This is a genomic window from Fibrivirga algicola (genome assembly GCF_011742925.1).
Lineage (GTDB): Bacteria > Bacteroidota > Bacteroidia > Cytophagales > Spirosomataceae > Fibrella > Fibrella algicola.
Window position 1 is genome coordinate 373,571 of the sequence record NZ_WAEL01000005.1, and the last position, 14,884, is coordinate 388,454.

General features: G+C 54.0%; 12 protein-coding genes and 1 tRNA gene. 7 read left to right on the forward strand and 6 right to left on the reverse strand.

The features are described 5' to 3' along the window. Positions 1-88: 88 nt before the first annotated feature. Both F7231_RS15695 and F7231_RS15700 read right to left on the reverse strand, forming a co-directional pair. Complete coding sequence (locus tag F7231_RS15695; RefSeq protein ID WP_166692562.1) at positions 89-889, reverse strand: (Fe-S)-binding protein; 801 nt, start codon at positions 887-889, stop codon at positions 89-91. Between the two features lie 95 nt (positions 890-984). After that, positions 985-2,382 carry a 4Fe-4S dicluster domain-containing protein gene (locus tag F7231_RS15700; protein ID WP_166692563.1) on the reverse strand — a complete coding sequence of 466 codons (1,398 nt, stop codon included), beginning with the start codon at positions 2,380-2,382 and terminating at the stop codon, positions 985-987. A 139-nt stretch (positions 2,383-2,521) separates the two neighbouring features. Between F7231_RS15700 and F7231_RS15705 the strand changes: the two genes are divergently transcribed. From F7231_RS15705 to F7231_RS15725, 5 genes are all read left to right on the forward strand, one after another. Next, positions 2,522-2,594 (forward strand) — tRNA-Phe (locus tag F7231_RS15705). Between the two features lie 189 nt (positions 2,595-2,783). Beyond that, positions 2,784-3,806, forward strand: a complete 1,023-nt coding sequence (locus tag F7231_RS15710) for a YfiM family lipoprotein (RefSeq protein ID WP_166692564.1) — start codon at positions 2,784-2,786, stop codon at positions 3,804-3,806. Positions 3,807-3,890: 84 nt separating this feature from the next. Then, positions 3,891-6,026, forward strand: a complete 2,136-nt coding sequence (locus tag F7231_RS15715) for an outer membrane protein assembly factor BamB family protein (protein ID WP_166692565.1) — start codon at positions 3,891-3,893, stop codon at positions 6,024-6,026. A gap of 110 nt (positions 6,027-6,136) precedes the next feature. After that, positions 6,137-7,369: an acyltransferase family protein gene (locus F7231_RS15720; RefSeq protein ID WP_166692566.1), complete on the forward strand. Its 1,233-nt coding sequence runs from the start codon at positions 6,137-6,139 to the stop codon at positions 7,367-7,369. Between the two features lie 9 nt (positions 7,370-7,378). Then, positions 7,379-8,686 carry a hypothetical protein gene (locus F7231_RS15725; protein ID WP_166692567.1) on the forward strand — a complete coding sequence of 436 codons (1,308 nt, stop codon included), beginning with the start codon at positions 7,379-7,381 and terminating at the stop codon, positions 8,684-8,686. A 63-nt stretch (positions 8,687-8,749) separates the two neighbouring features. Here F7231_RS15725 and F7231_RS15730 read toward each other — a convergent pair whose 3' ends face one another. Beyond that, positions 8,750-9,430 (reverse strand): M15 family metallopeptidase, encoded by a 681-nt coding sequence (locus F7231_RS15730; protein ID WP_166692568.1) that lies wholly within the window; start codon positions 9,428-9,430, stop codon positions 8,750-8,752. A gap of 121 nt (positions 9,431-9,551) precedes the next feature. On the opposite strand from F7231_RS15730, the gene F7231_RS15735 reads away from it, so the two are divergent. After that, positions 9,552-10,787: a spore maturation protein gene (locus F7231_RS15735; RefSeq protein ID WP_085411254.1), complete on the forward strand. Its 1,236-nt coding sequence runs from the start codon at positions 9,552-9,554 to the stop codon at positions 10,785-10,787. Positions 10,788-10,912: 125 nt separating this feature from the next. Here F7231_RS15735 and F7231_RS15740 read toward each other — a convergent pair whose 3' ends face one another. The 3 genes from F7231_RS15740 to F7231_RS15750 form a co-directional block, all read right to left on the reverse strand. Beyond that, positions 10,913-11,512 carry a cysteine hydrolase family protein gene (locus F7231_RS15740; RefSeq protein WP_085411253.1) on the reverse strand — a complete coding sequence of 200 codons (600 nt, stop codon included), beginning with the start codon at positions 11,510-11,512 and terminating at the stop codon, positions 10,913-10,915. Positions 11,513-11,673: 161 nt separating this feature from the next. Next, positions 11,674-12,192, reverse strand: a complete 519-nt coding sequence (locus tag F7231_RS15745) for a lipocalin family protein (protein WP_166692569.1) — start codon at positions 12,190-12,192, stop codon at positions 11,674-11,676. Between the two features lie 159 nt (positions 12,193-12,351). Beyond that, entirely contained in the window at positions 12,352-13,491 is a 1,140-nt protein-coding gene (locus tag F7231_RS15750) for an acyltransferase family protein (RefSeq protein ID WP_166692570.1), read from the reverse strand. Positions 13,492-13,692: 201 nt separating this feature from the next. Here F7231_RS15750 and F7231_RS15755 point away from each other — a divergent pair, with 201 nt between their 5' ends. Further along, positions 13,693-14,778: a Gfo/Idh/MocA family protein gene (locus F7231_RS15755; protein ID WP_085411250.1), complete on the forward strand. Its 1,086-nt coding sequence runs from the start codon at positions 13,693-13,695 to the stop codon at positions 14,776-14,778. Positions 14,779-14,884 lie beyond the last annotated feature (106 nt).

Here is a 14,884-nt window from a genome sequence, read left to right on the forward strand (position 1 = left end):
AATGTTGAATTTGGGATTTACAATTTAAGATCGACTTCGCTACGGGATAAGACAGCAAAACAACTCCCCAACTCGTAAATCCAAAATCTTACAACCCCTGCCCTTGCGCGATCAGTTCCGAAATGTCGTAGACCTTCACGGAGTCTTCGCGATTCTGGTTTTTTACGCCGTCGCTCATCATGGTCATGCAGAACGGGCATGCTACAGCGATGGTGTCGGCACCGGTAGCGAGAGCCTCCTGGGTACGTTCAACGTTCACATCTTTTTTACCGGGCTCGGGTTCTTTAAAATACTGAGCGCCACCGGCTCCGCAGCAGAGGCCGTTTGCTTTCACACGCTTCATTTCTACCAGATCGGCATCCAGCGCGGCCAGCACTTCGCGTGGGGCTTCGTAGACCTTATTGGCCCGGCCTAGGTAACACGAATCGTGAAATGTGATTTTACGGCCTTTGAACGATTGCCCATCTTCCACCTTTACGCGCCCCTCGTTGATAAGCTGCTGCAGAAACTGTGAGTGGTGAATGACTTCGTAGTTACCGCCCAGATCGGGATATTCATTCTTGAGCGTGTTGAAGCAATGCGGGCAAGCCGTCACGATCTTCTTCACGTTGTAGCCGTTGAGGACCTGAATGTTGCTAATGGCCAGCATCTGAAACAGGAACTCATTGCCTGCCCGACGAGCCGGGTCACCGGTGCACGATTCTTCAGGCCCCAGCACGGCGAACTTAATGCCTACATGGTTCAGGATGCGCACAAAGGCCAGCGTAACGCGCTTGTAACGATCATCGAATGATCCGGCGCAACCCACCCAAAACAAAATTTCGGGCTCATCGCCAGCGGCCATCATATCGGCCATAGTGGGCACGGTGTATGTTCTTTCTGTAGTCATGTTTTTCGGGGTTTGGCGTTTGTAGTTTGATGTTACGCTGCCAAGCAACTGGATTGTGCTTAAGCAGCGCAACGTCAAACAGCAAACTACAAACTCTATTTCTTTAAGGGTTCATTGACTTGTTCGGCCCAGTTGAAGCGGTCACTGGGGGAGAATTTCCAGGGGGCCTGGTTGTTTTCTACGTTGCTGAACATGGCATTCCATGAAGCGGGGGCCTGTGCATCTTCCATCACCTTGAAGCGACGCATTTGCAGGATGATGTTTAACGGATTGATGTTGACGGGGCAGGCATTGACGCAGGCCTGACAGGTGGTGCAGGCGTTGATCTCCTCGACAGTGGTGTAGTCGCCCAGGAGCGATTTGTCGTCAGTGTAGTCAGCCCCGTTCTTCTGCTTGCCGTTCATGATTTCTTCGGCCCGCCAGCGGGTATCCATCATGATTTTGCGCGGCGACAGTTTCTTGCCCGTAATGTTGGCCGGACAGGCAGCAGTACAACGGCCGCACTGGGTGCAGGAGAACGCCCCCATGATGTCGACCCACGACAGGTCAGGTACGTCCTTCGCGCCAAATTTGCCGATATCCGACGGTTGCTCGCCATTTTCGTTGGCCTGTTCGGCATTACCGACGGCGTCGATGGCCACAGTTGGTTCAATGCCGAGGGCCAGTTGCACCTCTTTGGTGATGGTCGGCATGTTCTTCATCTCGCCTTTGGGCTGCAGATCCGAGAAGTAGACATTCGGGAAAGCCAGGCCGATGTGCAGGTGCTTCGAGTACGTTACGTAGGCAGCGAAGAACAGAATGCCCAGGATGTGGAACCACCACGAAAAACGTTCGTAGGCTACCAGGCCGCCATCGCTCAGGCCGGTAAACAGCGGCTTCAGGTATTGGCTGATCAGGAAATCGGGCACTACGCCTTTCAGTTCACCGTAATGGCCTACGCCCCGGTCACGCAATACGCTATCGGAGGCGTTCCAGGTCAAGAAAGCGATCATCAGTACGATTTCAAAAATCAGGATCAGCGTGGCATCGAGTCGGGGCCATTGGGGGCGCATTTCTTCATGCCGTTCGGGTTGCAACCGGCTTACTTTGGTCAGGTAGCGACGGCTCAGGAACACAACGCAAACGGCCAGTACGCCAAACGCCAGCACCTCGAACACGCCGATCAGGAAGGGGTAAATAGGGGCAATGTAAGGAGCAAAGACCCGGTGCGTACCCAGCAGGCCATCGATAATGATCTCCAGAATTTCGAGGTTAATGATGACGAAACCAACATAGATGACCAGATGCATCAGGGCCACGGTGAGGTTGGTGAACATCTTTTTTTGCCCGAAGGCGATGAGCAGCATCAGGTTGAATCGCTCGCCGGGATTATCGCTGCGATCTTCCGGACGGCCCAGATTTATAGCCCCGGAAATGTAGTTAACCCGTCGGGCAATCACGACTGCGGCTATAATGAGGGCCGCAGCAAACACTAGTTGTTGAATCAGTTCCATATTTTTTAGCAGGTTAATCGGCTAAGGGTCAACTCGAAGGCGGTTAGGTTGTTCATTGGTAAAACTTTTTTATACATAAAGGCTTGCGCTGCATGCCCCCGGCGCCTACTTTTGCACCCACGTTTAACACAAACGTCGCGGTGATGTAGCTCAGTTGGTAGAGCAAAGGACTGAAAATCCTTGTGTCGGCGGTTCGATTCCGTCCATCACCACCGCACAGAAAGCCTTCTCTATCCAGAGAGGGCTTTTTTGTTGTGAGTTGGTGGGCGGAGTTGATGAGGCAGATAGTATGCATGCATACCATTTTTAGTGAGAGGCAAATATACAGCTTCCCTCATTGCGGTCAAGGCAGAAATTCGGGTAATTTTAACGCACCCACATCGTCATGACCGTCACCGCCAATGAGCGCCCTATCCCGCTTGCTCCTTCTAACCGGATGCCTGTTTCACAGCCTGCACGGTCTCTCTCAGGATCACCTACCTACCGCACTTGCTCCGGCTGATGGCCCGTTTATAGCCCTGCAAGTGACCCAACCAGCCAATAATCAAGTACGTATCGACTCAACCGCAACGCCTACCAATAGACCCGATTCACTGATACGCCAATCCGATACACTGTCCCGGTCAACGCGGCGGTTGCGAACGGGCCTGCTGCTAAGTTCATCGGTGCTTACGCTGGGGGCCACCTATGTATACCTCGAAAAAAGGTGGTGGGGTGATGGATACACCAGCATGCATTTCGACGACGGTCGTGATTTTCGGTATGCCAGCAACATCGACAAGTTTGGGCACCTGCTCGGTGGGGTGTTCACCGCCGATGTTTACTACAGCGGTTTTCGCTGGGCGGGCTTATCGCAGCGGCGCGCCGAGTGGTATGCGTTAGGCGCAACGGCGTTTGTGCAATTAAGCATTGAGTTCAAAGATGGCTTTTCTCCTAATTACGGATTCAGTTGGGCCGATGTGACGATAGGTACGTTGGGTGGCTTCTGGCCAATGTTTCAGCGCCGCTCGACCTTCATTCGCGATAGCCAACTGAAGTTCAGCTATTGGCAACGAACGGACAAATACTTCGAACACCGGGGTATTGAACCGCAGGCATTCTCGATAGACGATTACATTAATCAAACCTACTGGTTCTCGTTTTCGCCGAGGCTTTTATTCGGCCCCCAGTTTAGGCAGAAATGGCCCGATTGGCTGCAATTATCGGTTGGTGTCGGGCTGGACGCTACCACCTGGAGCCCAATCAGAAATGGCGAGGGTGGGCTGTGGGAGGTGTATCTGGCTCCCGATATCGATCTGGTTAAACTCTTTAAACCGAAAAAGCCCCTGATGCGATCAGTGTTGCGGTTATTGAACTACATCAAAGTGCCGATGCCAACCCTGCAACTTGGTCCCCAGCCGAGGCTATGGGCGTTGTACTTTTAAGACGTATCTCGAAGCTGGCTCTTCAAGATACTATACCCTCCTTCTTATGCTATATATTTGGGAAATAGTACAACAGACGCCCTTATGTATCGCCTTCTTTTTTGCTTTGCCGTAGCCTTTCTGGTGGGTTCAGTTATTATTGTATTACCCTCTTTAACACCCGCTACTACCGACCAGTCGGGCAACTGGGGCGATTACCTGGGTGGGCCAGACCGGGCGCACTATTCGCCACTGACGCAGATAACCCCGGAAAACGTACAGAAATTACGCGTTGCCTGGACCTACAGTGCCCCCGATAGTGGACAGATGCAGTGCAACGCGCTAGTAGTCGATGGGGTGTTGTATGGCGTTACGGCGGCGGTGCAGGCTTTTGCACTCGATGCCACTACTGGTCGCGAGTTGTGGCGGTTCGGCGATGCGCTCAAGGCGTGGCACAGCACCAGCCGGGGGGTGGCCTTTTGGCAAAGTCCCGATAAAGCCGATCGCCGTATTCTCTACACGCTCGGCAGCAACCTGTATGCGCTGGATGCCCGCACGGGTAAGCCCATTCCCGGCTTTGGCGAGGGCGGGCATGTTGACCTGCATGCGGGATTAGGCCCCGACAACGCAGAGAAGTTTATAATCTCGAACACGCCCGGTACTATTGCCGGTAACCTGATCATTATGCCCGTTCGGGTATCGGAAGAAGCGGGAGCGGCACCGGGACATGTTCGGGCGTTCGATGTGCAGACAGGCAAGCTGGTCTGGACGTTTCGGACCATTCCGCATCCGAACGAGGCGGGCTATGATACCTGGCCGAAAGACGCCTACAAGAATCCAGCCATTGGCGGGGCCAACTGCTGGGCGGGTATGGCCTACGACGCTAAGCGGCAGATCGTGTACGTACCCACCGGCTCGGCCTCCTTCGATTTTTACGGCGGCAACCGAAAAGGGGCAAATCTGTACGCCAACTGTTTGCTGGCCCTCGACGCCCGTACGGGTAAACGGCTATGGCATTTTCAGTTTATGCACCACGATATCTGGGATCGCGACTTGCCTGCCCCGCCTACGCTGATGACCGTTCGGAAAAACGGACAGTTGATCGATGTAGTAGCGCAAACAACCAAAACGGGCTACGTGTATGTGTTCGAGCGGGCAACGGGTAAACCTGTATTTCCGATCCAGGAGGTGCCGATGCTGCCCTCTGACATGCCGGGTGAGGCAGCCTGGCCCACGCAGCCTATTCCGACGTTGCCCGCGCCGTTTGCCCGTCAATCGTTGACGGTACATGAGCTCAACGCGTATTCGGTCGATAAAGACTCGATTCGGACGTTGTTCAACACGATCGATCACCGCCCTTTTGCGCCACTCAACCAGACCACGGGTACGTTGCTGTTTCCCGGCTGCGACGGTGGAGCTGAATGGGGCGGATCGGCCGCCGACCCGAACGGTACGCTGTACGTAAACGCCAACGAGATGGCCTGGATTTTCAAGCTGAAGGCCACACCGAAACAAGATGAACTGGCCCACCTCAGCCCCGGTCAACGCGTCTATACGGTTAACTGCCAGACCTGCCATGGTCCCGAGCGAAAGGGCAACCCCAAAAGTGGGTTTCCGTCGCTGGTCGATCTTGGCACCCGGCGCGATCGAGCGTATGTGTCGCAGATTATCAGCGGGGGTAAAGGTATGATGCCGGGTTTTCCGCAGCTTTCGGGCGAAGAAAAGCAGGCACTGCTGTCATTCCTGTTCGATCAGGAGAAAAAAGAAGTTGGTGCCAGGCCAGCTGTTGCCAAAGCGAGCACGAAGGCCCCTGAGCAGCCGTATAAGATCACCGGCTACAATCGCTTTGTCGACAGCCAGGGAATGCCGGCCATTGCGCCGCCCTGGGGTACACTTACCGCTATTGACCTGAACACCGGCAAACACCGCTGGCAGGTGCCGCTGGGCGATGTAAAAGCTGTTTCTGACAAAAACGGCGGCGTGACTACCGGTACCGAAAACTATGGTGGCCCGGCAGTAACGGCCAGTGGCCTGCTCTTTATTGCCGCTACAAAAGACGAGCAGTTCCGGGCATTTGATACTAAAACCGGCAAGGTGGTTTGGCAAACTACGCTCCCCGCTGCGGGCCACGCTACGCCAAGCGTGTACCAGGTCGACGGAAAGCAGTACGTTGTAATTGCCTGTGGCGGCGGAAAACTGGGCACCAAAAAAGGGAATCAGTACGTAGCCTTCTCGCTTTGAGAGAGCCGATGCATCAGTAACCGGCCGAAAACTTCGGCCGAGTCAACGCCGGTCTGGGTACGTTCGAGTAGTTTTGTAGTGTCCAAAACTGGATTCTGTATCAAGTCTGTATGGCTCAAGCGTCTAACCCTATTTACTTTAAGGGCTTTAACGGTGTGCGATTCATTGCTGCGTCGGCGGTGATTGTGCACCATATTGAAGAGTACAAAACGGTGTATTTGTTTGGTCGGGACGACCTCTGGGCGCGGCCGTTTGTGTATCAGCTGGGTCGGTTGGGCGTAGCCTTGTTTTTTGTGCTGAGTGGCTTTCTGATCACGTACCTGTTGCTGGCCGAGAAGCAGAAAACGGGCAAAATCGCCATTCGTAAGTTTTACATCCGGCGGGTGCTGCGCATCTGGCCGCTGTATTTTCTGGTTGTTTTTCTGGGCCTGCTGGTCTGGCCGCTGCTGCCCATTTTGCACACGCCCCCGGTGATGGGCGATGTCTACAATCAGTTTGGCCTTAAACTGCTGGTGTACGGCATGGTGCTCCCCAACATTGCCCTGGCCCTGTTCGACAACGTACCCATGGTGTCGCATACGTGGTCGATTGGGGTGGAAGAGCAGTTTTACCTGATGTGGCCGTGGCTGGTGATGAGCAACAACCCGAAGCGCGTGCTGAAAATTGTGCTGAGTATTCTGAGCGTTCTGGCGCTCTGGTTCCTCTACGAACGCTTTGTGGCCCGCCCGGTTTATCTGGGCGAAGAGTCGCGGCAATCACCGTTTGTGTTGCTGGCCTTCTTTCTGGCTCAGTTTCGCATTGGCTGCATGGCCATTGGCGGAGTGGGGGCATGGCTGCTTTTCTCGCGGCATCGCGTTCTGGACTACGTATTTCGCCGAGATGTGCAGATTGCCGTGTACAGCGTACTGACCGTTTGTATTGCCTTCAGCATTCGTCCGCTGGGCTTCAACTACGAGTTCTACGCCCTGTTTTTCTGCTTCATGCTGTTGAACCTGGCGGGTAATCCGGCGTCGCTGGTGAAGCTCGATAACCCCCTTACGCGGTTCATGGGCGATATTTCGTACGGCCTCTATATGTATCATCCGCTGCTGATTACGTTGTGTATGAACAGCTTGTTACTCCTGTGGCCAGGTTCGCCGGTGTTCGGCGATACGGCCAGTCCGGTGTTTATGACGTTACTGTATGTCGGTAGCTTTGTCATGACTACGCTGGTGGCGTGGCTGTCGTATACGTATTTCGAAAAACCATTTTTGTCGTTTAAAGACCGATTTGCGGTGGTCGCGTCGAGTCGTGGCCCTGTTGAACAACCTGCCCCGCCGGCTTCTACGCCGATGGCACCCTAACTGTTTATTATGTTTATTCTTCTCGTAAAAGGTATTTGTTCGCTGGTGCTGACACTCGCCATTGGCCTGTTACTCTGGCAACGTACCCGTGTAGAGCAACTGTTGACGACCAAAAAAGCACCCTGGCTTACGCTCTTCTTTGTGTTCTTCCGGCTGTTGCCATTTCTGGGCGTTTACGTTGTGCTGGGGTTCGAGCCGCAGTCTGACGTGCAGTGCTTTTACCCCATCGTTGATTCGGCCACCCGCATGGAGGTGCCCTATGTAAAGGCCTACAATGCCTACAGCCCCTTCTTCGGCTATTTGCTGGCAATCCCATTGGCCATTTATGACAACATCCGGGTTATTGTGGTAACGCTGCTACTGCTGGAAGCGGCCACGGTCTGGCTCACCCAAAAAATTTACCTGCCCCAACTGAGTCAGGGTGAGCGGCTGTTTCGTTGCCTGATCTATTACCTGCTCCCTGTTTCGTTCGTTTTTGCCGTGTTTAGCGGGCAGGAAGACACGCTGGTGTGGGGTGCGGCGCTGGCAGGGTTGTGGCTCTGGCAAACGCGACAGAACGCGTTTCTGGGCGGTATGGCGCTGGGGGTTGGCCTACTGCTGACAAAAGCCACCTTTGTGCTGTTGATGATTCCGCTCTTTCTGCTTACCCGCAAAAAAGTGTCGTTTGTAGCCGGGGCGGCGCTGGTGGGTATTCCCGTGCTGATCTGGCTGTATCTGAAAACAGGTACGTTGTTTTTAGATCAGCCACTCTACGAGGGTGATAAGATCAAGGCCCCCAACTGGCGATCGGTGCTGAACCCGGTGCTGGCTGGCAACGTCAGTTTGAACGGCGTAATTGGCAAGTGGATCACGCTGGCGCTGCTGCTGATCACGATTGGCGCGGCTACTTTCTGGGTACGTAAACGCGACGCGCTGACTGGGTATCTGCCCATGCTCTACATCGCTATTTTCGCGGCCATGAGCGTATTGCAGCAGAATGCTATTAGCGTGTATGCCTTTGCGTTTATGCTGCCGCTCGTTTTCTGCCTCACCAATTTCCGTGCTAAAACGGAGGTAACCATTCTGCTCATCTTCAATTTGCTGGCGGCCAACCACCCGTCGGTCTGGTGGCGTATGGGACAGCCGTATTTCACGTTCAGCTCGTTCAGTAACCCACTGTATCTGGCCGAATATGTCATGGAATGGCTGATTGTAGCCGGTTTCTGCTGGTGCACGTGGCTGGCTATCCGGCAACTTCGCCGCGACCCCATTCCCACGATACCCCTTACTCACAATCCGTCGCCCGAAGTAGAGGGCCGGAATATTGCCCTGCAATAGCGCTACCACATTGCATGTTTCGCGAGGTAATCTACATCGCGCCTGCAAAAAGCCACGCACCGCTCACTCGACACGCTTAAACTGCTGCTTTGCCTGCCGGCGTGAGAGCGCGTTGAAATGCCACCATTCGTACTCAATGGGCATGAATCCACCCGCCTGCATGGCCTGCCGAAGTAGTCGTCGGTTATCGACCTGCTGCTTCGTTAACTGACCTGATCGAAGCAGAGCCGCTTCCTGTTTCGGATACGCTTTGGGGCCGAAAAAGTCGTAAGGCGTACCCATATCCAGTGGGCGCCCGTCGGCTGTGGCGAGGGTCAGATCGACTGCGCACCCGTAGCTGTGAATAGAGCCTTCGCGCGGGTCGGCCACGTAGGTACGTCGTTGCCGCTCCGAATACTGCGGCAAGGCATTCCAGAGCTTCCACTGTGCCGCTTGTGGGCGGGCTGCGTCGTAAATCAGCAAGCGCAGATCAGGTCGACGTACCTGCAGCCATTTGCTGGCGGTAAGCAGTTTGCGGGCTGCCATCGGTTGCAGATACGCCCGCGTCAACTCGCCGTATACATCCTGCTTTACGAAATTATCAGTCGTCGAATACTTCAGTTCAACCAATACGCTGGGGTCAGTCGTTTGCACGTTTACCAGCCCCTGCTTTTGCATCGACGCGTCGGATTGCGCAAGCGCACAATGCGTAAGCGAGGGGACGAACGAATGGGCGATTAGGAAAAGAGCGAGGCGAAAGGGCATGAGACAGATTGTTTGTTGGCAATTGCGGTCGTAAACTTACAGCGGAACGAGAGCCGTCCGGCGGCCTGATCCCGCAACGGCAAACCGCTTTTTACTCTTTCGCGCTTTTACTTATTACCACATGGCCCTTAACTACATCTGGGTAGCTTTTTTCCTGATTGCCTTCCTCGTCGCCCTTGCCAAACTAATTTTCCTGGGCGATACCGAAATATTTAAACTGCTGGTCGAGGGGTTGTTCGATTCGTCGAAAGTAGCGGTCATGGACATTGCTCTGCCGCTGGCCGGTGTTATGACCTTCTTCCTGGGTCTGCTCAACATCGCGGAAAAGATAGGTGCCATCAATGCCATTGCCCGGGTTATTGGCCCATTCTTCAATAAGCTTTTCCCCGAAGTGCCGAAAGACCACCCCGCCAACGGACAGATGATCATGAATTTTTCGGCCAACATGCTCGGCCTCGACAATGCCGCTACCCCGTTCGGGTTAAAGGCCATGCAGAGCCTACAGGAACTGAACCCTGATAAGGAAACGGCCTCCAACGCGCAGATTATGTTCCTGGTGTTACATACATCGGGGCTAACCATTATTCCGCTCGGCATCATGGCGCAGCGAGCTATTCTGGGCGCTGCCGACCCGTCGGATATTTTTATTCCCTGCCTGATCGGTACGTACGTGGCTACCGTTGCCAGTATTCTGATTGTTGGTATCAAGCAGCGCCTCAACCTGTTCAATACTACTGTGTTGGGGGGCATTCTGGGCATCAGTGCGTTACTGGGGCTAGGGCTGTGGGGCCTGGCCGGTTTACCTAAAGAGCGTCTCGAGATAGTCTCGAAAATAGTGGGTAACGTGTTGCTGATGAGCATCATCGTGACGTTTCTGATCGGTGCCATCCGTAAAAAGATCGACGTGTTCAGCACATTCATCGAGGGAGCCAAAGCCGGTTTCGAGACGTCGGTGCGAATCATTCCCTACCTGGTTGGGATGTTGGTCGCTATCGGTGCATTTCGCAACTCGGGTGCGATGGACTACGTGGTGGGGGGTATGAAGTACGTGATCAGCCTTACGGGCGTTAATACCGATTTTACCGACGCCTTGCCTGTAGCGTTGATGCGGCCGCTCAGCGGCAGTGCCTCCCGCGCCCTTATGATCGACGCCATGAAGCAATTCGGTCCCGACTCATTCGTGGGACGTCTAAGTTGCATTTTCCAGGGGGCTGCCGACACCACGTTTTACATTGTCGCTCTATATTTCGGGTCGGTCGGCATCAAGAAAACACGCTACGCCATTGTTGCCGGTTTAGTCGCCGACTTCATCGGTGTCATCGCTGGTATCGCCCTCGGTTACTTCTTCTTCCACTAATCCAGGTACGTTGCTGGCGTATATATATTGCTGGCGCGTGTAGAGACCGGTCCGCCGTGGTTCGGCATTCCGGTGCGGCAAGATTTTACGTCTCTATTGACCCGAATGGCCACGGCCGGATGGTTCTACCCCAGCAATGCCTGAAAATCAATCTTCTCTGATGGGGTAATATCGGCGCTGAGGACGCGCTGCATGTAGGCAAGTGATTGCTGCGTATTGACGGTCGAGCCAGACGCTACGCAGTCGGAGGGGATGATCAGCTTCAGGTCGCGGACATAGGCATCGGTGGCCGAAAACTGCACACAGACATCGGCGGCGATGCCAGTCATAATCAGTGTGGTTGTTTGCAGGTACGTTAGCAGCGTTTCCAACGTGGTAGCGTAAAAAGCCGAGTGCTTGGGCTTCAACACCATGTAGTCATCGTCATCGGGCCGAATGAGTTCGACTATTGGTTTACCCCGCACCTCATCGGTGAGGCAATGTGTCAGCAACTCATCGAAATTGGAGCGCCATTTACCAAAGTTGTCGTTGGCATAGACTACGGGGATACCAGCATTTTTAGCCCGCTCTTTCAATGTAGTGATCTGTCTCGCTGCTGCCAAAGTGGGTTCCAGAAAATCGGGACCTTCGGGAAAATCCAGATCGTTGATCATGTCGATAATCAGCAATGCGACCGGTGACGAGTCGGGCGCATTGCCATGGAGGTCATCGCTTGTGTGGTTCATACGGTAGTGCCTGTTATACCTGTGGGATTAATTCGCCAATTGGTAACAGAGCAACCGACCGATAGGATTAGAATTGTTTCGTTGCGGATTCTTACAAACAGCCGCGGCGTGCTGGCAGGTTGTTCCTGCACAGCACGCCGCGGCTATCAGTTACTGGCTGTCTAGGCTTTAGTCATGACAAGCGCCACCGTACCGTTTTCGGTTTTGCCATCACCGTCGAAATCGTCTGTAAAGGTCTGCGACAGTTTCAGAGTCGTTCCGCTAATGTTAACATCGTATTCCTGCACATCGGTACCATCAGTAATTTTTACTTTACCAGCGGTAGTGCTTGCCCAGGTAGCGGTGCTTGCAAAAGGACTGGCATCAATACCGCTGCAGGCTGTAGTGGTAGTCCCGGTTATTTTGCCACTAGCCGCAAACGTAAGCGTAATGGCCTTATAGCACTCAACATATTGTGAACCACCTGGCAACAAGGCGTAATACCCTAAGATGTCATTGGTTTTCGTGCCATTACCAGCGAGGTCAATGGCCGGGTCGATGGTATAGCCGGTGAGGCGCCACGAGCCCTCAATGGAATTAGGAGTTACGTCAGTTGTGCTCTTGCTACAGGCGCCGAACCAGAGGGGAAGAGCTAAAAGAAGGGCCCACGATAGTCGGCGGGTAGACAAGGTGATGTTCATCAGGCAATTAGGATACATGTGAGCCCTAAACATACCAGTTAACGGCCTGAAACACCAACAGGTAGGTGGAATTAAGCAAGATTCATGATTGAGTGGCTAATCTACTTATTATCAGGGTTCAATAGGCATATGCGTAGTTTACTGCCTTGTCGCGCCTATTTACACCTTAATAATGATCCGGCGTTTGTACATGATCCAAAGAATAACCGCCCAGATCGCTACAAACGTAAGCGCTCCCGCCAGCGAAGCCATCGTTGGATCGGAAAAAAGCGGTGTGATAAAACCCCGATAGAGGTATTCTTTCAAACCCACTTCATCGTTACCTCCGTCAGGGTTAGGCAGCATAAACAGGCTCATGATGCGCGGAATGAGTCCCGACAGAAAGAACACAGTGATGGGGTTGACCCCAAACGCAACTAATACACCGTTCCAGCGGAGGCCTCTCCGAACATCGACCAGGTAGTAGAAAATAGCCAATCCGCACATGGCAAGTCCACCCGCCAGCAGCACATAGGAGCTAGTCCAGAGGGCTTTGTTAATGGGGAACGCAGGGTTGAGCAACGTACCCAGCACGGCCAGCGCAACGCCCGCCAGGAAGAGGAAAAGTGCTTTCTGGCTTTCCCGCACGGCCGAGCCGTAGTCCTTAGCATGCAGCCAATGGCCCGTCAGTACGCCTAGCAGGGCCGTGGCCACCGCCGGAAACGTGCTCAGTAGTCCTTCGGGGTCCCAAACTCGGGCTGGGCGGTACACATGGGCGGGTGTCAGCACGGTGAAGTCAACCCAGGCGGCGAGGTTGGTTTCGGGCTCCAAATTAGCATACCCAACGCCCGGAACCGGAAGTGCTGTCATGAGCAGGTAATAGCTGAGCAGAATCAAAGCCGTCAGGGTGAACTGTTGCTGGGGCGTTGTTCTGCGGTAAATCAGAGCGCAGGCTATATATACAAGCCCAATCCGCTGCAATACGCCCATGATACGAACGCTGCTAAAATCGAAGCGGGGAAAGAGATTCAAAAAGAGCCCCAATCCAAACAGGATCAGCCCCCGCTTCACAATTTTCGCTACGGCACCGGCGCCATCATCGGCTTGCCCGTAGAGGTCATAGGCTGGTTTTACGGCAAACGTAATCGACACGCCAACGATGAATAGAAAAAATGGGAAAATAAGATCGGTGGGTGTCCAGCCGTTCCAGGGAGCATGCCGTAGCGGAGCATAAATATGGCCCCAGTCGCCAGGATTGTTGACCAGAATCATGCCGGCAACGGTGAGACCGCGAAAGGCGTCGAGTGAGCGAAGGCGCATAAGAGTAGGGTACGCAGAGTTGGCGGATTGAACGGATCGACGCAGTATCGTGGCGGTAAAAGGCATTGCGCTGCTTGTTCTAAAACCAGCGTCGATCCGTTAAATCCGCTAAATCTGCGTACTACACAATCCGTGTATCGTTTTCTTTGTGCAAGATGTCGATTTCTACCGAAGGAACATCGGCCAACGTTTCACTCGATTATGTCAACCCTTCTCCGCATCGCGCTCATTGGTCCCGGTAAAGTAGCGCACCTTCACGCCCGGGCTACGCAACAAACACCTGGCGTTCAGCTAGTAGCTGTTTGTGGCCGCAACGAACAGAAAACCGCTGCTTTCGCCAACCAGTACGGCATCAACCCCTATACCGACGTGGCCGAGATGGTTAACCGCGAGGGCGTAGATGTTTGCGTAGTGCTCACGCCGCACCCCAACCACCGCGAACCGGCCGTTGCAGCTATGGAAGCCGGCGCCAGCGTGCTGGTCGAAAAGCCACTGGCCGCTTCACTCGACGACTGCGATGTGATGATTGCCACCGCTGAACGAACCGGCAAGACGCTTAGTGTAATCAGCCAGCGCCGCTTTTATGCCCCCTGCCAGCGTATTCGGCAGGCGATCGACACTGGGAAACTAGGAGCACCGGCTCTGGGTATGGTGCAGATGCTCGGCTGGCGCGACGAAGCCTATTACGGCAGCGATCCGTGGCGGGGCTCCTGGGCACATGAGGGGGGCGGCGTGCTGGTCAATCAGGCACCGCATCAGCTCGATCTGTTGCTCTGGTACATGGGCGAGGTCGAATCGGTGTATGGCGTCTGGCGCAACGTAAACCACCCGTACATTGAGGTTGAAGATACGGCAGCAGCCATTGTACAGTTCAAAAACGGCGGCATTGGTAACATCGTCGCCAGCAACAGCCAGAAACCGGGTCTATACGGTAAAGTACACATTCACGGACAGAATGGCGCGTCGGTGGGTGTGCAGACAGATGGTGGCAGCATGTTCATCGCCGGACGATCGGGTATTCAGGAGCCGCCCATCAACGACCTCTGGACCATCAGCGGTGAGGAAGATCAACTAGCCGTTTATCAGGCTGAAGACCATGCTTTTTTTGGTCAGACCGATGCCCTGACTTACTATTTCTCTCAGCAACTCGCTGATTTCTGCCAGGCGGTACGTACCCAGACGCAGCCTGCTATTACAGCGCACGATGGCCGTCGGGTTGTCGAGCTGTTTCAGGCCATTTATGAATCGACCAGAACTGGAAACGCAGTGCACATGGGCCGCTCTTGAGGGCTTAGTAAGCTAAGTCTGACAGGTTCTGAGATTAAAATTTGACTTAATTTACATATGTTGATCATCTTATTGCACGTAAAACGCAGTCACATAGCTAGTTAAT